Below are 17,670 nucleotides of genomic sequence, written 5' to 3' on the forward strand. Positions count from 1 at the left end.
GTCCTCTGGTGTTGGGTGGATGACCGGATGGGCTACGGTGCCAGGCCGGTCAGAGCTGGTGCAGGCGTTCGATGAACCGCGTGCGGTCCTCGATGCGCTGGTCGGTGGCGATCAGCGGCCTGCCCTGCCAGGTCGCCTTGCCGACGCGGGCGAGGGTTGCCTCGGCATCGGCGATATCGCCGGCAGTCATCACGCCCCCGATCGCGGTCAACCGGCCATAGCGAATCAGCACCCGGTCGCGAGCGATGTAGACCACCTGGCTGGACGCGGCCGTGGTCACTTGCGCCAGCGCGGTCTCGAGCTGCTCCACTAACGCGGGCAACTGGCCCGATGTCAGCGATTCGATGCGATTGCTGTTGCAGATGCTCGACCAGCCGGCAAACATGCCGTCCTCGGTGAGCAAGGGAGCAAATTGCGGCAGCCAGGCCAGCGAAAAGCAGCTATCGACGATCAGCGCTGGCGTGCGGATGCCGATGGTGACCAGATCCTCGATGAAGCTCGTGACCTTTTCGACACCTGTGCAGTCGTTTAACTTGGTCGGTGCTCCTTGGTTGTCGACATCGCCGTGGCCGCCGCCGATCCACAGCGTGTCGTAATGCAATTGCGGCGTGCCCTGCCCGGTGCGCGGCAAGGCCGCGACGATCGCGTCGCGATCGGGCAGCGTGCCGGCCGGGTGCCGGATCACATGCACGCCCTGGGGGATGGATTTGAGATACTCCGGTTGAAACGCAAGAATGGACATTGGCAGGCTCGGTTGGCATGGAAGGACGATGCCGCGGCGGCGTCATGCAAACGCGCACCGGTACGACATCGGTGTCCAGCATCGGTTGCGTCGACAGTGCAACCCATCGGCAAACCCCTGAGATCGGCCTGCCACGCGGAGGATGTCGGCGGACAGCGCTGCGCTGCCCTTCCGCACCTGCGTCCAGGAATCGCGCATGCGGGACTGCAGGTCCGTGCAGTGGCCGTTGGCAAATCAGCCGTGCTGTCCTCGATGTGCACGCACAGGGCGCCGCGTTACCCGCAGTGCATCGCTCCCGCCCGATGTCGATCGGCCATCCTGCGACCGTGCGCGAACGGGCACAGCCGTACGCGCGCCGTGAACCAGGGCCTGCGGCTAACGAGCGGGCGGTTATGCTGCCGACTGGTTTCTGCCAGCCCTCCGACATGCCGCACCATCGCCTTCCAGCTCCGCAAACATCCGCGCACGGCCTGCCTGCTGTGGACTTGCCCACAATCCTGCCGATGCCACGGCAACCTGCGTGCGATGACGCTGCTGCGTTCCGCATCGCGAGCACGCGCCTTGCGTTTACGTGCGACGCGCCGTCGAGCGTGCCGGCACCGCGCGGCTGGTCGAGGGCACTTCATCGGAGCCCCGCATGATGCTCGCCGGCATTCACCACGTGGCCATCATCGCTGGCGACTACGCGGTCTCCAAACGGTTCTATTGCGACATTTTGGGCCTGCGTGTGCTCGACGAGCATTACCGACAGGCGCGCGACTCGTGGAAGCTGGATCTGGCGCTGCCCGATGGCGGACAGATCGAGCTGTTCTCGTTCCCCAACGCGCCACTGCGACCCAGCCGCCCCGAAGCGCGCGGCTTGCGCCACCTGGCGTTCCGCGTCGACGACCTGGACGCGGCGGTTGCGCATCTCAACGCACACGGTGTGGCGACCGAAGACATCCGCATCGACGAATACACCGGCCGCCGCTTTACTTTCTTCGCCGACCCGGACGAGCTGCCGCTGGAGTTGTACGAGATCGGCTAGCGCCTGTGCCTGCCGCAACCGCAGTGCAGTGAGGCACGCGTACCCGTCACGTCACGCGCCGAGCTTCGCCTCGCGAAGGTGTCTCAAGCGCAGGAGCGTACGGCCGTTATCGAGACGCTGGCGGCATGTCGCCGCAGCGTCGTCGCAGGCATGGATGCGGCACAGACCAACAGACGCCATGCCGGACCTGACGCATGTTTCATTTCATCCTGCGCATCGTTGTCGCCGTCGCGATCGTGCTTGCCGGCTGCGGCTTTCTTTTCCCCAAGCGCTATGTCGCGCCAAAACCCGGCGAGCCGTTCGCCACCCTGACGCTGGCCAAGCCCACCAGGCCCGCCCTGATCCCGATCGAGCCTGTCCAATACTTCGATGTCTTCGACGATGCCAGCTGCGCAAAGGGTGGCCATGGCGGATTTCTGGGCGCACTGACGCCGCCCGTCAACGGCGTACTCGGGAAGTTGAGCAACAATCAATCTCGCGAAGCGTATTCGGTTGTCCCCGACAGACCACTGTTCTTACGCGCACGCATGGTGCAAACGCTCGACTCGCGTCGTCGGAGCCTGACCACAAGCAATTGCACCAACCTGCTGGCATTCACGCCCGCGCCTGGCGAGCACTATGTCGCCAGCCAGCTCTACGATGACCAACGTTGTCTGCTCACCGTCATCGACGTCAAGACCGGCGCTGCCCCGGCGGATCTGGAAGTTGTTCCGATTTCAGGCGATTGCCATGCCGACTAGACGCATTTTCCTCACCGCGCTGGTCGCGCTTCTGGCCGGCTGCGGAATGACACGCAGCGCGACGATTTCCTTGTCGACCTTCGATGCGCCACGCGATGGGCCGCGTGCGCGTGTCCGCCTGGTCACCGAGCGACCCGCACCTGTGCTTTATCCAAACCGCACATGCGTCGGCGGAACGCTACGTGGCGCCGGCATTGCACCAGGCTCGCGGCCCGGTCCGTTCGGCACCGGCGCAGGGCAGAAGATCGGGATACCTGCCGTTGCCGTCAGCGGAGGACGCTACGTAACCGAAACGCAGGTCAAGGCAGGCGAGCCGATCACCCTCTCCCTGTCGGCAGGCGGCTGCATGGACAACCGCTGCGTGATGAACGCACCGCTGTGTACTGTAAGCCGCAGCTTTGTCCCTGAGACCGGCCAGGATTATGTCGCCACCATCCTGTCGCATGGGCAGGAGTGCGAGGTGGAAATGTTCCGCATCGTCACCCAGCAGGGACGAACACGCCTCATGGCCGAGCAGACGACGGCGGCATCGCGCTGCCCCGTTTCAAACTGAACGCCCTGACTTTCCCGCACCATACCCCGCGGTATACATTCGCGATCAGGCCGCCGACGGCGGCCCTAGCAAACCCTGGGAGGGGAACCATGCGCAAGACCTTCAAGACCCTGTTGCTCGCCCTGCCGCTGGCGGCCGCTTCGCTGATGGCCCATGCAGCCGATTCGCCGGTGGGCCGCTGGACGACCATCGACGATGAAACCGGCAAGCCCAAATCGGTGGTGCAGATCGAGCAGGCCGCCAATGGCACGCTGAGCGGCAAGGTGGTCGAGATCCTGCAGTCGTCCAAAGGGCCCAACCCGGTCTGCGACAAGTGCGAAGGCGCGCTCAAGGGCAAGCCGATCAAAGGCATGACCATCCTGTGGGGCCTCAAGCCCGACGGCACCGCGGTGTGGAGCGGCGGGTCGGTACTCGACCCGGCCAAGGGCAAGACCTACAAGTCCAAGATCACCCTCACCGATGGCGGCAAGAAGCTGCAGATGCGCGGCTATGTCGGCATCGAAGCGCTGGGCCGTACCCAGACGTGGGTGCGTGAGTAGCCGGGATTCGGGATTGGGGAATCGGGAATCGTCAGAGCAGGCGTCCTTCGGGGCGCCTTTTTTGTTCTCCAATCCGCAATGCCGGCCCGCGAGAAAAATTGAAAGGCAGGGGTGAGCGCCATTGCGCTCCCACGGCCGGCGCCCATCAACAGCGCAAGAAACTTACCCTGCCTCTACCGATTCCCGAATCCCCATTCCCCATTCCCGCCCCTTTCCCGACTAATGCGATAATCGCGTGTCCCCCGCATTACGCCTGCCATGACCCGCACCGCACTCGTCACCACTGCCCTGCCGTACGCCAACGGCCCGCTGCATCTTGGCCACCTGGTCGGCTACATCCAGGCCGACATCTGGGTGCGCGCGCGCCGGTTGCGCGGCGACAAGACCTGGTTCGTCTGTGCCGACGACACCCACGGCACGCCGATCATGCTCGCTGCAGAGAGGGCCGGGGTGACCCCGGAAGCCTTCATCGCCAACATCCAGGCCAGCCACGAGCGCGATTTCGCCGCGTTCGGGGTGACCTTCGACCATTACGATTCGACCAATTCGCCGGTCAATCGCGAGCTCACCGAAGCCTTCTACGCCAAGCTCGAGGCGGCAGGCCACATCAGCCGGCGCTCGGTGGCGCAGTTCTACGACACGGCCAAGGGCATGTTCCTGCCGGACCGCTACATCAAGGGCATCTGCCCCAACTGCGGCAGCCCCGACCAGTACGGCGACAACTGCGAGGTCTGCGGTGCGACCTACTCGCCCACCGAGTTGAAGGAACCGAAGTCGGTGATCTCCGGCGCCACCCCGGAACTGCGCGATTCGGAGCATTTCTTCTTCGAAGTCGGCCATTTCGACGGTTTCCTGCGTGAGTGGCTGGCTGGCGACGTGGCATTGCCCGGCGTCAAGGCCAAGCTCAAGGAATGGCTGGATGCCGAAGGCGGCCTGCGCGCGTGGGATATCTCGCGCGATGCGCCCTACTTCGGCTTCCAGATCCCCGGACAGCCAGGCAAGTATTTCTACGTTTGGCTGGACGCGCCGATCGGCTACCTGTGCAGCTTCAAGACGCTATGCGCGCAGATGGGCGAGGATTTCCAAGCGCATCTGGTCGCCGGCACGCAGACCGAGCTGCATCATTTCATCGGCAAGGACATCGTCAATTTCCACGGCCTGTTCTGGCCGGCGGTGCTGCACGGCACCGGCCACCGCGCGCCGACCCGCCTGCACGTCAACGGTTATCTGACCGTGGACGGCGCCAAGATGTCCAAGTCGCGCGGCACCTTTGTGATGGCGCGGACCTTCCTGGATGTGGGCCTGGAACCGGAGGCGCTGCGTTACTACTTTGCCGCCAAGTCCTCCGGCGGCGTGGACGATCTGGATCTGAACCTGGGCGATTTCATCGCACGGGTCAATGCGGATCTGGTGGGCAAGTTCGTCAACCTGGCCAGCCGTTGCGCCGGCTTCATCGGCAAGCGCTTCGACGGCAAGCTGGCCGAGGCGCTGCCCGACCCGGCGCAGTACGACCGCTTCGTCGCCGCGCTGGCGCCGATCCGTGAGGCCTACGAACGCAACGATGCAGCCAGCGCGATCCGCCAGACCATGGCGCTGGCCGACGAGGCCAATAAGTACATCGACGACACCAAGCCATGGGTGATCGCCAAGCAGGACGGCGCCGATGCGCAGCTGCAGTCGGTGTGCACGCAGGGCCTGAACCTGTTTCACATCCTGGTGGCCGCGCTCAAGCCGATCCTGCCGCGTACCTGCGCCGAAGCCGAAGCCTTCCTGTCGGCACCGATGACCAGTTGGGAAGACGTGGTCCGCCCGCTCACGGCGCACACGATCCAGCCCTACACCGCCCTGTTCACCCGTATCGACCCCAAACTGATCGACGCCATGACCGACGCTTCCAAAGACACGATGGCCGCACCTGCGGCACCTGCTGCGACCACCAAGTCCGCACCGAGCAAGGCCGACGCAAAGCCTGCCGCCGTTGCGAATCCCGAATCCCAAACCACCAATCCCGGCCTCATCGGCATCGACGATTTCGCCAAGCTCGACCTGCGCATCGGCAAGGTGCTGGTGTGCGAATTCGTGGACGGCTCGGACAAGTTGCTGCATTTCGAACTGGACGCCGGCGAACTGGGCAAGCGGCAGATCTTCTCCGGCATCCGTGGCAGCTACGGCGAGCCGGAGACGTTGGTGGGCCGCAGCGTGGTGTTCATCGCCAACCTGGCGCCACGCAAGATGCGCTTCGGCATCAGCGAGGGCATGATCCTGTCGGCCGGCTTCGACGGCGGCGCCCTGGCGCTGCTGGATGCCGACAGCGGCGCACAGCCGGGCATGCCGGTCAGGTAACGCGATTGGGGAGTTGGGATTTGGGATTGGTAAAAGCCAAACCTGACTTGCTGACCCAAGACAAATTTGATGCGTCGTCGATCTTTGACTAGTGCGGGGTTTTAAAGAAGCCCGATACCAAGCTCCTGTTTCCATGCGGTCCGGGGCGTGAAGCCCCTCTCCTGCGGGAGAGGGGTTGGGGTGAGGGTACGGGGCGAAGCTCTAGTGTCGTTGTAACTGCACGTGGCTTCGCGCGTGCCCTCATCCGCCCCTGCGGGGCACCTTCTCCAGCACGAGGGAGAAGGGAACAATCAGTCACCGCGCTTTTAACCAATCCCGACTCACGACTCCCCAATCCCAGCCCCCATGCACCTGGCCCTGTTCGACTTCGACCACACCATCACCACCTGCGACAGCTATGGGCGTTTCCTGCGCAAGGTGGCAACGCCGGCACAGGTTGCGGCAGCGAGATGGCAGGCGGGGCCATGGGTGCTGGGGTTCCGGATGGGTGTGGTGTCTGCAGCCGCACTGCGCGCGCGGGTGACGCGGCTGGTTTTCAGCGGCCGCTCGCTCGATGAGATGGAAGCGCATGGCGCCGAGTACGCGCGCACTGCGCTGCCGGGCATGCTGCGCGGGGAGATGATGCAACGCATCGACTGGCACCAGGCGCAGGGGCATGAAGTGGTGCTGGTGTCGGCGTCGCTGGATCTGTATCTGCAACCGTGGTGCACCCGGCACGGGCTGTCGCTGATCTGCAATCGGCTCGAACACGCTGCAGGCGTGCTGAGCGGGCGCTATGCCGATGGCGACTGCGGGCCGCACAAGGTCGCGCGGATTCGCAGTCACTACGACTTGCATCGGTACGACTGCGTGCACGCGTATGGCGACAGCCGCGAAGACAAACCGATGCTCGCACTTGCGCAACAACGCTGGTATCGCGGCAATTTGCTGCACTGAGATGGCCGCGACGCCCGCCCCTGCTCCCGATCTGGTCGAACGCCTCGACCGCCTGCTGCCGCAGACCCAATGCGGGCAATGCGGGTATGACGGCTGTCGTCCGTATGCGCAGGCGATGGCAGAGGGCCAGGCGTCGATCGATCACTGCCCGCCCGGCGGCGATGCCGGGGCACGCGCATTGGCGCAGGTGCTGGGCGTGCCGGCACGTCCCTACGATCGCAGTCGCGGGGTACATAAACTGCCGCAGGTGGCCTGGATCGTGGAAGCCGACTGCATCGGCTGCACCAAGTGCATCCAGGCTTGCCCCGTGGATGCCATCGTCGGCGGCGCCAAGCACATGCATACGGTGATCGCGCCATTGTGCACCGGTTGCGAACTGTGCCTGCCGGCTTGCCCGGTGGATTGCATCGCGTTGCATCCAACCGGCTGAGCGCGGCGGCCAGCGCGATACCGCGCCCAGTCGGTGCCTGCGTGGTCGTGGATTGGCGCGCATGCCAGCATGACCACCCGCTGCGATAGGCGGATTCAAGCTGCACGACACGCAGGCGAGCCCCGCTCGATCAGTGCGCTGCCGCATCCAGGTTGGAAGGCCGGCACGAAGAACATCGACACCGCCGCAAGCGGCCTGGCAGTCGTCCGAATCTCCGGGGTACGACCGCATCGGCTGCGCGCCAGTCGCATGCGCATGCAGACCTGCGCCACCGGCATGTCGCGGCGCCACGCTGCGGACCGGTGGCAATGAGCTAACCGCAGACTGCGCAGGACAACCTGATCGCGCTGCGCGCATGCACCCACCGTTCGAAACCTTGCACCACGCGCGCGCGCCTGGCATGTGCCACCACGCTTGTCGTCACTCTCGCTCGCCCATGCGGCAAGAGCACCGGTTGCCACACGACGCCGTGACGCTGCAGCACTGCCAGCGCCATCACCAACTACTCCATAGGCCAACCGCGCCAGCGCCGTCAGGAACGCCCTGACGCAGCCGGCGCATCCGTGCTGCGGCCGCGCCCGTATTGGTAGGCACTCCCATCGAGGATCCGCCGATGCGTCCACTTGCCGCCACCCTCGCCGCGCTCACCGTCCGTTGCCGGCCGATTCCGCCGTTGTTGCTGCTGGTGCTGGGCAGCCTGCCGCTCGGCGCGGCCGCGGTGACGCGGGTGGACGGCGATGCCTTCGATGGCGACAGCGGCGCGTTGCGGTATCGCGAGTCGCACTGGTTGCTCGACGATGGCGGGCGGCTGGTGCTGTACCGCTGCCCGGACGGGCGAGCGTTTGCGCGCAAGCAGGTCGACGGCGGCGGCAGCTCGCCCGACTTCAGCCTGATCGATGGACGCGACGGATATCGCGAAGGCGTGCGCCAACGCGACGGTGTTCGCGAAATGTATCAGCTCGCCCCAGGCAAACCCGAACGCCGCACCGCGCTGCCGCCTGGCGCCGGCGCGCGGGTGATCGATGCCGGGTTCGACGCCTATCTGCGCGAGCAGTGGGACGCCATCGCACGCGCGCCGCAAAAGGTGGACTTCGTGCTGCCCAGCCTGCAGCGGCAGGTGGGCTTCCGGGTCGAACGCCTGGGCGATGCCGACGGCCAGCGGCGCTTCCGCATCAGTCTGGATGCCTGGTACGGCGCGGCAGTGCCATCGCTGGAGGTGCGTTATTCGCTCGCCGACAAGCGGCTGCTCGAGTTCCGCGGGGTCGGCAATCTGCGCGATGCGAACGGCCACTATCCGCACGTGCGCATCGTGTTCCCGGACACCCCTGCGCGCGCGGCCAGTGCCGAGGAATTGCGCGAAGCGCGCGAGCAACCGCTGGCCACGTCGTGCAGCGCCTCGTGACGCACGCCCGCGCCATCTTCACGTCCGACCACGCGCGCTTGCGTACAACGGCCCGGGCACCCATTCCCCGTACAGGAGCAGCGTCGTGGCAAAAGCCTATCTCTGGATCAATGCAGTGCTCTATTTCGTTCTGGCGGTGTGGTGCACGCTCTCTCCAGCCAAGACCGCAACGGCCGTGGGCTATACCCAGCTCTCGCCGGCCGGGCAGTCGGAGTATCTGGTCATCTACGGCGGGCTGCAGCTGGGCATGGCGTTCCTGTTCGGCTACTTCGCGTGGATCGACCAAGCCCGCACCGGCCTGGTGGTCGCCCTGGCGTTCTATGCCCCCATCGTGCTGTTCCGCAGCGTCTCGCGCTTGTGGCCGGTCTCTGCGCCCACTGTTGCGCTTGCCGGGGTGGAGATCTTGTTGTTGCTTGCCGCGGTGCTGCTGTGGTTCCAGCGTAAGTGAAAGACACGCTCGGCCCAGTCCGGTAGCATCGCCCCCACCTCACCCAACGCCCGACCGCATGAGTGCCATTCCTGGCCACGACGACGATGAGACCGGACGCCTGCTGACCGCAACCGCCGGCGGCGACCGGCATGCTTTCGAAGCGCTGTATCGGCAAACCTCCGCCAAGCTGTTCGGCGTGTGCCTGCGGATGATCCCGCAACGTGCCGAAGCCGAAGAGGTGCTGCAGGACGTGTTCACGCTGATCTGGCACAAGGCCGGACAGTTCGACCCGAGCCGCGCACGCGGGCTCACGTGGCTGGCGATGATCGCGCGCAACAAGGCCATCGACCATCTGCGCGCCAACGCGCCGCAGCGCCGCAACGTGGCGCTGGACGATGCCGGCGAACTGCGTGCCAGCGATGCCTCGCCGCTGGATCGCACCGAGCGCGCCAGCACGCGCCGGCGCATCGATCACTGCCTGGCCGAGCTGGAACCGCCGCGCAGCGAGTTGATTCGCACGGCGTTCTTCGAAGGCATCACCTACGAAGAACTCGCCGCGCGCACCGATACGCCGATCGGCACGGTCAAGAGCTGGATCCGTCGGGGTCTGGCCAAACTCAAGGCATGTCTGGAACGATGAGTACGCCCTTTCCCATCGACCAGGAACCGCCACGCGACGTGCTTGCCGGCGAATACGTGCTTGGCCTGCTGAGCGCGGAAGAACGCCTGGCGGCCGAACAACGCATCGCCACCGACGGCCAGTTCGCCCAGGCAGTGCTGCAGTGGCAGGAACTGCTGTCGCCGCTGCTGGAAGAAATCGTCGCGCAGACGCCGCCGGATCAGGTGTGGGTGCGCGTGCGCCAGGCGCTGGGCTTCGATACGCCCTTACGCGCGGTGCCTTCTGCAGCGCCGGTCGGCACGTCCGCGCCTGCGGCGCCGTTGTGGAACAGCGTGCGGTTCTGGCGTTGGGCCAGCGTCGGTGGCCTGGCCACTGCAGCGGTCTGCGTGCTCGCCCTGCTCAACGTGCGTACGCCGCCGGCACCGGTGCAGCCGCCGCCCACTGGCGAGGTGGTGCAGACCCCGGTCCCCCCGCCTGCGACCAATCCCCCTGCCGCGACCGGGATCGCCATGACCTCGACCCTGGCCACCGAAGACGGTCGCCCGGGTTATGTGGCCTTGATGGACGCCGACAAGCACACCATCACGGTGACGCCGTTGGACCGCACCGCCACCGCCGACAAGGTGCCGGAGCTGTGGCTGATCACCCCCGATGGCAAGGCGCATTCGATGGGGACCTTCGACGATCAACGTGCACGCCGTGCGCAGATTCCTGATCAGTTGATGCCCATGTTGAGCAACGAAGCCATTCTGGCCGTCACGCTGGAGCCGCCGGGTGGCGCGCCCGGTGGCGTTGCCACCGGTACGGTGGTGGCTAAGGGCGGCATCAGCACGCTGGCGATGGCTCCCTGATCCAACGCGCCTAGCCTCGCCTGCGGGCACGTCGCAGGCGAGGCCTTCCAAAACAGCCTCATCCACGCCGGTATGCGCTGGCGCGGGCAATGTGTGCGCAGCTGCGCGATTCATTCGCAACGCCAAGCGAACCCCACCCATGCATGCGACGATCAAGCGGCCTGGTGCATCTGTTTGCCGGCAGCGTCCGTACTGGGTCACGACTACCTATGGAGAATCACGCGTGCCGAGCACTGGCCTGGACCCTCACGCCGCAGCGCCGCAGCCCGCCACCGCACCGCCACGCGGCGGCCTGGCCGCACGGGTCGGCAGCCTGCGTCGCTGGGTGGATTCGCAAACCAACGAGCCCCTGGACCCAGCGCGTGCCGATCGCATCGACTGGCTACGTGCGGTGCCCTTTATCGCGTTGCACCTGGCCTGCCTGGCAGTGTTCTGGGTCGGTGCGTCCTGGTTTGCGGTGGGCATGGCCGTGGCGTTGTACGCGCTGCGCATGTTCGCGCTCACCGGGTTTTATCACCGCTATTTTTCGCACCGCGCCTTCAAGACTTCGCGAGTGTTGCAGTTCGTGTTCGCCGCCATCGGGGCCACCTGCGTGCAGCGCGGGCCGTTGTGGTGGGCGGCGCATCATCGCAACCACCATCGGCATACCGACACCGGGCGCGATCCGCATTCGCCGGCGCAGCACGGCTTCTGGTGGAGCCATACCGGCTGGTTCCTGACCCCGCGCAATTTCCGCACCGACTGGGAAGTGATCCCCGACCTGCGCCGTTTTGCCGAACTGCGCTTTCTGGACCGCTTCGACATCGTGATGCCGGTGCTGCTGGCGCTAGGCCTCTACCTGCTCGGCAACTGGCTGGCAGTAGCTGCGCCCGCGCTGGAGACCAGCGGTGCGCAGTTGCTGGTGTGGGGCTTTGTGATCTCCACCGTGGCGTTGTTCCATGCCACCTTCACCATCAACTCGCTGGCGCATCGTTTCGGCAGCCGGCGCTTCGACACCCGCGACGACAGCCGCAACAATTGGCTGCTGGCATTGCTCACCTTCGGCGAAGGCTGGCACAACAATCACCATTTCTTTCCCGGCTCGGCGCGCCAGGGATTGCGATGGTGGGAATACGACATGACCTGGTACGGACTCACCGCGATGTCGTGGGTGGGGCTGGTGTGGGACCTCAAGCCGATGCCGAAGCTGCTCACCCAGCGCGCCGAACGGGTGAAACGATGAGCGAGGGCAGAATTGCCGTGGTCGGCAGCGGAATCGCCGGCCTCGGTGCAGCGTGGCTGTTGTCGCGGCGCTACGAGGTCACCTTATTCGAGGCCGCCGATTATCTGGGCGGGCATACGCACACGCACGACATCGACCTGGACGGTCAGCGTTACGCGGTGGACAGCGGCTTCATCGTGTTCAATCCGCAGCATTACCCGCTGCTCACCCGCATGTTCGCCGAGCTGGACGTGGCCGCGCAGCCGACCACGATGAGCTTTTCGGTCCACGATGCACGCAGCGGTCTCGAATACAACGCCGGCAGCCTGGGCGGATTGTTCTGCCAGCGCCGCAACCTAGTCAGTCCGCGCTTCTGGGGCATGCTGGCCGACCTGCGCCGCTTCTATCGCCAAGCACCGGCGGTGCTGCACAGCGACGAGCGTTTCAGCACGCTGGGCGCGTATCTGCAGCGGCACGGCTATTCGGATGCGTTCCGCGACCAGCACCTGGTGCCGATGGCCTCCGCGCTGTGGTCCTCGCCCTCGCAGACCATTCTCGAATTTCCGATGGGCCAGTTGATCGGTTTCATGGCCAATCACCACATGCTGCAACTGAGCGGGCGCCCGCAGTGGCAGGTGGTGCGTGGCGGGTCCAACAGCTATGTGCGTGCGCTGCGGCGGCGCTGGCAGGTGATCGAGCGCCTGTCCACGCCGGTACAGTCGATCCGCCGCACGCCCAATGGCGTGGTAGTGAAAGCTTCGCATTGCGAGGAACATTTCGACCACGTGGTGCTGGCCTGCCATGCCGACGATGCGCTGGGTCTGCTCAGCGACGCCACGCCGGCCGAACGACACATCCTGGGCGGCATCACCTACCAGGACAACGATACCGTGCTGCACACCGATGCCAGCGTGCTGCCGCGCGACCGGCGCGCCTGGGCCGCATGGAACGCGCACGTGCCGGCCGACCCGGATGCCGCCTGCACGGTGAGCTACTGGATGAACGCACTGCAGTCGATCGCGTCACCGCAGCCGTTCATCGTCAGCCTCAATCGTAATCACGAGATCGACCCCGGCAAGGTGCTGCGGCGCATGCGCTACCGCCATCCGGTACAGAACGCGGCGGCAGTGGCGGCACAAGCGCGCAAGGCCGACATCCAGGGCGTGCAGCACACCTGGTTTGCCGGCGCCGCGTGGGGCTTCGGTTTCCACGAAGACGGCCTGCGCAGCGGCGTGGACGTCGCGCATGGCCTGGGAGTGCATTGGTGATGCAGCTGCTGCGCGACGCCCACCACGACGCGGTGCCGTTGCCCCCTGCCGAGGGCAGCGGTGCCGGTCGCGTGGCGGGGCCGTTGCGCAGCGCGATCTACACCGGCTGGGTGCGACACCGGCGCTTCATGCCCAAGGCGTTGCACTTTCGCTATCGCCTGTTCCTGATGTACCTGGATCTGTCCGAGCTGGACCAGGTGTTCGCACGACGCTGGTTGTGGTCGGTGGGGCGCGCCAATCTGGCGCAGTTCCGGCGCAGCGACTATCTGGGCGATGCCAACATTCCGCTGGACCAGGCCGTGCGCGACTGCGTGCAGACGCATACCGGCGAGCGCCCCGAAGGCGCGATCCGGCTGTTGACGCACCTACGTTATTTCGGCCACGTGTTCAACCCGGTCAGCTTCTACTATTGCTTCGATCGCCACGACAGCCTGCGCTGGATCGTGGCCGAAATCACCAACACCCCCTGGCAGCAGCGCCACACCTACGTGCTGCCGGTCGCGCAGGCGCGCACACATCGCGATGTGCACGCGTGGCGCTTCGACAAGCGCTTCCACGTTTCGCCGTTCATGGGCATGCAGCACTGCTACGACTGGCGCTTCAGCGTGCCGGATGCGCAGTTGCGCGTGCACATGGATGTGCTGGACACCGTTGGCGACGATGCCGGCGGTTCCATCGACAACAGCGGCACGCGCCGCTTCGACGCCACCTTGGTGCTGCAGCGTCAACCGCTCACCGCGCGCAACCTGGCGCGCACGTTGCTGGCCTATCCGTTGATGACGGTGTGGGTGGTGGTCGCCATCCACTGGCAGGCCCTGCGCCTGTGGCTGCGCGGCAACCCCGTCCACGACCACCCTCACCCGCCTGTGCGAGAACCCCGATGAACGCCACGTCCCTGCCCGATCACGCCGCGCCGCGCGCGGCCTCCTGGACGGACCGCCTGCTGCGCAAGCGCCTGCTGGCCACGCTTGGCGAGTTGCGCGATGGGCAACTGCAGCTGCACGAAGCCGGCACCGTCACCACACTTGGCACGGCCACTGGCGCGCAGGCCTTGCAGATGCAGTTGCGCGTGATCGATCCCGGCTTCTATCGGCAGGCGGCGCTCAACGGCAGCGTCGGTGCGGGCGAGTCGTATATGGACGGGCAATGGCAGTGCGACGACCTGGTGGCGTTGATGCGGCTGCTGCTGCGCAACCGCGAGCGGCTGGACGCGATGGAGACCGGCACCGCGCGTTTGGGCGGCTGGGCCATGCGCAGCCTGCATGCGTTTGCGCGCAATACCCGCAGCGGCAGCCGGCGCAATATCGCCGCGCATTACGATCTGGGCAACCCGCTGTTCAAGCTGTTCCTGGATGAAAACCTGATGTACTCGTCGGCCATCTTCGTCGATGGCGAAGAGGCGCAGGGCGAAGCGGCGCTGGAGCGCGCAGCAACCCGCAAGCTCGAACGCATCTGCCAGAAACTGCGCCTGGCGCCGCACCATCATGTGGTGGAGATCGGCACCGGCTGGGGCGGCTTCGCGCTGCACGCCGCACGCGAACACGGCTGCCGCGTTACCACCACCACCATTTCGCGCGAGCAGTTCGAGCTGGCCAACCAACGCATCGCCGCGGCAGGGCTGAGCGATCGGGTGACGGTGCTGTTGCGCGACTACCGCGACCTGGAAGGCCGCTTCGACCGCGTGGTCTCGATCGAGATGATCGAAGCCATCGGCCACCAGTATCTGGACACCTACTTCGCCAAGGTCGGCAGCCTGCTGGCGGACGATGGCGAAGCGCTGATCCAGGCCATCACCATCGAAGACCACCGCTACAAGCAGGCGCTGCACTCGGTGGACTTCATCAAACGGCATATTTTCCCGGGCAGCTTCATTCCTTCGGTTGCGGCGATGACCGGCGCGATCGCGCGCGCCAGCGATCTGCGCCTGTTCAATCTGGAAGACATCGGCCCGAGCTACGCGCTGACCTTGCGCGCGTGGCGGCAGCGTTTCATGGCGCAGTTGCCGCAGGTGCGTGCGCTGGGTTACGACGAGCGCTTCATCCGCATGTGGGAGTTTTACCTGGCCTATTGCGAAGCCGGTTTTCTGGAACGCTCGATCGGCGATGTGCATTTGTGGCTGAGCAAGCCCGGTGCGCGCCCGCCGCAGTTCGTACCGGGCCTTGCCGCCGACGCATGAAGCAGCTCGGCAACTACCTCGGCCTGCAGGTGCTGTGGCTGGTAGCGGTCAGTTCCGCTGCGCATGCGCGCATCTGGCCAACGCTGCTGGTGCTGGCCGCATTTGCGCTGTACCAGCTGTGGCCATCGCGACGCGCGCCCGGCGACGTGCAGTTAGTGGTGGCAGCCTTATCGCTGGGCTTGCTGCTGGACACCACGCTCGCCGCGGGCAATTGGGTGCGCTACGCCGCGCCGTGGCCGGGCAGCCTGCTGGCGCCGCCGTGGATCCTGGCGTTGTGGCTGGGCTTTGCGCTCACCCTCAACCATTCGCTGGCCACGGCAATGCAGCGGCCGTGGCTGGCGGTGCTGCTGGGCGCCATCTTCGGGCCGTTTTCGTACTGGCTGGCGCAACGCAGCTGGCATGCGGTGGAATTTCAAGCGCCTTACCTGCATGCCGTGCTTGCCGTGGGCATCGGCTGGGGCGTGGCCTGCGGCGTGTTGTCGCTGTATGCACGCCGGCTGGCGCGACCATTGCCCGATGACCCCACTGGAGAACTGCAATGAATGCCTGGCCGCTGCTGCATGTGGGCGTATTCGCAAGCGTGGTGATGGTGATCGGCTGGCTATGGCAGCGTCGCAGCGGCAACGCCGGCCCGGTCGATGTGTTGTGGGCGGGCTGCCTGGCGGTGGCTGCGCCGTATTGTGCGTGGATGTCCGATGGCGCGGTGCTGCCGCGCGTGCTGGTGGCGGTGCTTGGGGGCGTGTGGGGCGCGCGTCTGGCGCTGCATCTGGGGGTGCGCGTGTTCGGTGACCCGCACGAAGACGGCCGCTACCGCGCGTTGCGCGAACATTGGAACGGCAGCCAGAGCAAGTTCCTTGGCTTTTTCCTGGCCCAGGCGGTGGTGGTGGTGCTATTTGCGGTGCCGTTCCTGGCCGCTGCGAGCAACCCAAACGCGCAATGGAGCGTATGGACAGGCATCGCGATCGTCGTGTGGTTGATCGCAGTCGGTGGCGAGGCATTGGCGGACCGGCAGCTGTCGGCGCACAAGGCCAACCCGGCCAATCGCGGCAAGACCTGTCGCGCCGGACTATGGCGTTATTCGCGCCACCCAAATTACTTTTTCGAGTTCGTGCACTGGTTCGCGTATCTGGCGCTGGCCGTCGGTGCAGGCCCGTGGCCGGTGGCGCTGTGCGCGCTCGGGCCGGTGGTGATGTTCGTGTTTCTGTATCGCTTCACCGGCATTCCTTACACCGAGCAACAGGCGCTGCGCTCGCGTGGCGAGGACTATGCCCAGTACCAGCGCAGCACCAGCGCGTTCTTTCCGCTTCCCCCTTCGTCCTGATTTGCCTGGAGAGTTGCATGTCTACCGTTATCGTCCCGCCCTCCGCGCAGCCCGAAGAAGCCTTCGCCACGCGGCTCGCCGAATCCGGCGTGCTGCCCGATGCGGTCTTGCGCTACGGCATCCGTCGCCTATGTGCGCAGCGCCTGCGCGATGAGCGCGGCAACGATGCCGATGCCAACGGCGAGCGCCAGCGCGCCTTCATCGACAGCCTGCGCGCCAGCGCAATCGCGATCGAAACCGATGCGGCCAATCGCCAGCATTACGAATTGCCGCCGCAGTTCTTCACCCTGTGCCTGGGCCGCCGGCTCAAGTACAGCAGCTGCTATTGGGACGCCACCACGCCCACTCTGGATGCCGCCGAAGAACGCATGCTGGCGCTGTACGGCGAACGCGCCGAGCTGGCCGATGGACAGCGCATCCTGGAATTAGGCTGCGGCTGGGGCTCGTTGACGCTGTGGATGGCCGAGCGCTATCCGAATGCCAGCATCACGGCAGTCTCCAACTCACGCCCGCAGCGCGCGCATATCCTCGAGCAGTGCCGCATCCGCGGGCTGGGCAACGTGCAGGTGATCACTGCCGACGTCAACGCGCTGACCCTGCCACCGGGCGACTTCGATCGCGTGGTGTCAGTGGAAATGTTCGAGCACATGCGCAACTACCGCGAGTTGCTCGCGCGCGTCGGCAGCTGGCTGGCACCGGGCGGCAAGCTGTTCGTGCACATTTTTTGCCACCGCGATCTGGCCTACCCGTTCGAAGTGGCAGGCGAAGACAACTGGATGGGCCGGCACTTTTTCACCGGCGGGCTGATGCCGGCGGCCGATACCCTGCTGCATTTCCAGCAAGATGTGGTGATCGAACAACGCTGGGTGCTGTCGGGCGAGCATTACGAAAAGACCGCCAACGCCTGGCTGGAAAACCAGGACCGCCACCGCGACCAGATCATGCCGCTGCTGAAGCAGACCTACGGCGACGATGCGCAGCGCTGGTGGCAGCGCTGGCGGATGTTCTGGCTGGCATGCGCGGAATTGTTCGGCTACGACCAAGGCCGCGAATGGGGTGTGGCGCATTACCGCTTCGTCAAGCGCTGACTGC

The 17,670-nt window shown here is 65.8% G+C and carries 19 protein-coding genes; 18 read left to right on the forward strand and 1 reads right to left on the reverse strand.

Translation table 11 applies throughout. The features are described from left to right. Window positions 1–49: 49 nt before the first annotated feature. Window positions 50–631: a hypothetical protein gene (locus ACCQ03_RS11325; RefSeq protein ID WP_170922373.1), complete on the reverse strand. Its 582-nt coding sequence runs from the start codon at window positions 629–631 to the stop codon at window positions 50–52. Window positions 632–1,379: 748 nt separating this feature from the next. Here ACCQ03_RS11325 and gloA2 point away from each other — a divergent pair. The 18 genes from gloA2 to ACCQ03_RS11415 all read left to right on the forward strand — a co-directional run bounded on the left by gloA2 (window position 1,380) and on the right by ACCQ03_RS11415 (window position 17,666). Further along, window positions 1,380–1,769: an SMU1112c/YaeR family gloxylase I-like metalloprotein gene (gene gloA2 / locus ACCQ03_RS11330; RefSeq protein ID WP_017159538.1), complete on the forward strand. Its 390-nt coding sequence runs from the start codon at window positions 1,380–1,382 to the stop codon at window positions 1,767–1,769. A 194-nt stretch (window positions 1,770–1,963) separates the two neighbouring features. Then, window positions 1,964–2,509 (forward strand): hypothetical protein, encoded by a 546-nt coding sequence (locus tag ACCQ03_RS11335; RefSeq protein WP_209225369.1) that lies wholly within the window; start codon window positions 1,964–1,966, stop codon window positions 2,507–2,509. After that, window positions 2,499–3,062, forward strand: a complete 564-nt coding sequence (locus ACCQ03_RS11340; RefSeq protein ID WP_209225371.1) for a hypothetical protein — start codon at window positions 2,499–2,501, stop codon at window positions 3,060–3,062. Before ACCQ03_RS11335 ends, ACCQ03_RS11340 begins: the two co-directional genes overlap by 11 nt. A gap of 89 nt (window positions 3,063–3,151) precedes the next feature. Next, window positions 3,152–3,601, forward strand: coding sequence for a DUF2147 domain-containing protein (locus ACCQ03_RS11345; protein WP_039574777.1), 450 nt, complete (start codon window positions 3,152–3,154; stop codon window positions 3,599–3,601). A 258-nt stretch (window positions 3,602–3,859) separates the two neighbouring features. Continuing rightward, window positions 3,860–5,944, forward strand: a complete 2,085-nt coding sequence (gene metG / locus ACCQ03_RS11350) for a methionine--tRNA ligase (RefSeq protein WP_209225373.1) — start codon at window positions 3,860–3,862, stop codon at window positions 5,942–5,944. A gap of 345 nt (window positions 5,945–6,289) precedes the next feature. After that, the gene (locus tag ACCQ03_RS11355) at window positions 6,290–6,880 is read left to right on the forward strand and encodes an HAD family hydrolase (protein WP_057679760.1); all 591 of its coding nucleotides are present in this window, start codon (window positions 6,290–6,292) and stop codon (window positions 6,878–6,880) included. A gap of 1 nt (window position 6,881) precedes the next feature. Further along, on the forward strand, window positions 6,882–7,310 hold the full coding sequence (gene rnfB, locus ACCQ03_RS11360) for an Rnf electron transport complex subunit RnfB (RefSeq protein ID WP_057679759.1): 429 nt from the start codon (window positions 6,882–6,884) through the stop codon (window positions 7,308–7,310). Between the two features lie 613 nt (window positions 7,311–7,923). Beyond that, window positions 7,924–8,712, forward strand: coding sequence for a hypothetical protein (locus tag ACCQ03_RS11365; RefSeq protein ID WP_057679762.1), 789 nt, complete (start codon window positions 7,924–7,926; stop codon window positions 8,710–8,712). An 85-nt stretch (window positions 8,713–8,797) separates the two neighbouring features. Continuing rightward, window positions 8,798–9,160, forward strand: a complete 363-nt coding sequence (locus tag ACCQ03_RS11370) for a DUF4345 domain-containing protein (protein WP_209225375.1) — start codon at window positions 8,798–8,800, stop codon at window positions 9,158–9,160. A gap of 58 nt (window positions 9,161–9,218) precedes the next feature. After that, the gene (locus ACCQ03_RS11375) at window positions 9,219–9,782 is read left to right on the forward strand and encodes a sigma-70 family RNA polymerase sigma factor (protein ID WP_003485439.1); all 564 of its coding nucleotides are present in this window, start codon (window positions 9,219–9,221) and stop codon (window positions 9,780–9,782) included. Then, window positions 9,779–10,612, forward strand: a complete 834-nt coding sequence (locus ACCQ03_RS11380) for an anti-sigma factor (RefSeq protein WP_057679758.1) — start codon at window positions 9,779–9,781, stop codon at window positions 10,610–10,612. Before ACCQ03_RS11375 ends, ACCQ03_RS11380 begins: the two co-directional genes overlap by 4 nt. Window positions 10,613–10,835: 223 nt before the next feature. Then, window positions 10,836–11,834 (forward strand): acyl-CoA desaturase, encoded by a 999-nt coding sequence (locus ACCQ03_RS11385; protein ID WP_057679757.1) that lies wholly within the window; start codon window positions 10,836–10,838, stop codon window positions 11,832–11,834. Then, window positions 11,831–13,081 carry an NAD(P)/FAD-dependent oxidoreductase gene (locus ACCQ03_RS11390; protein WP_057679756.1) on the forward strand — a complete coding sequence of 417 codons (1,251 nt, stop codon included), beginning with the start codon at window positions 11,831–11,833 and terminating at the stop codon, window positions 13,079–13,081. Before ACCQ03_RS11385 ends, ACCQ03_RS11390 begins: the two co-directional genes overlap by 4 nt. Beyond that, window positions 13,081–13,965 carry a DUF1365 domain-containing protein gene (locus ACCQ03_RS11395; protein WP_209225466.1) on the forward strand — a complete coding sequence of 295 codons (885 nt, stop codon included), beginning with the start codon at window positions 13,081–13,083 and terminating at the stop codon, window positions 13,963–13,965. The genes ACCQ03_RS11390 and ACCQ03_RS11395 overlap by 1 nt, the downstream gene beginning before the upstream one ends. Then, window positions 13,962–15,257, forward strand: a complete 1,296-nt coding sequence (locus ACCQ03_RS11400; protein ID WP_057679755.1) for an SAM-dependent methyltransferase — start codon at window positions 13,962–13,964, stop codon at window positions 15,255–15,257. The genes ACCQ03_RS11395 and ACCQ03_RS11400 overlap by 4 nt, the downstream gene beginning before the upstream one ends. Then, window positions 15,254–15,799: a DUF2878 domain-containing protein gene (locus ACCQ03_RS11405; protein ID WP_057679754.1), complete on the forward strand. Its 546-nt coding sequence runs from the start codon at window positions 15,254–15,256 to the stop codon at window positions 15,797–15,799. The genes ACCQ03_RS11400 and ACCQ03_RS11405 overlap by 4 nt, the downstream gene beginning before the upstream one ends. Further along, the gene (locus ACCQ03_RS11410) at window positions 15,796–16,578 is read left to right on the forward strand and encodes a DUF1295 domain-containing protein (RefSeq protein ID WP_017155649.1); all 783 of its coding nucleotides are present in this window, start codon (window positions 15,796–15,798) and stop codon (window positions 16,576–16,578) included. Before ACCQ03_RS11405 ends, ACCQ03_RS11410 begins: the two co-directional genes overlap by 4 nt. Window positions 16,579–16,595: 17 nt before the next feature. After that, window positions 16,596–17,666: an SAM-dependent methyltransferase gene (locus ACCQ03_RS11415; protein ID WP_057679752.1), complete on the forward strand. Its 1,071-nt coding sequence runs from the start codon at window positions 16,596–16,598 to the stop codon at window positions 17,664–17,666. Window positions 17,667–17,670 lie beyond the last annotated feature (4 nt).

Origin of the sequence: Xanthomonas sp. NCPPB 3569, assembly GCF_041475645.2 — a bacterium.
GTDB classification, from domain to species: domain Bacteria; phylum Pseudomonadota; class Gammaproteobacteria; order Xanthomonadales; family Xanthomonadaceae; genus Xanthomonas; species Xanthomonas phaseoli.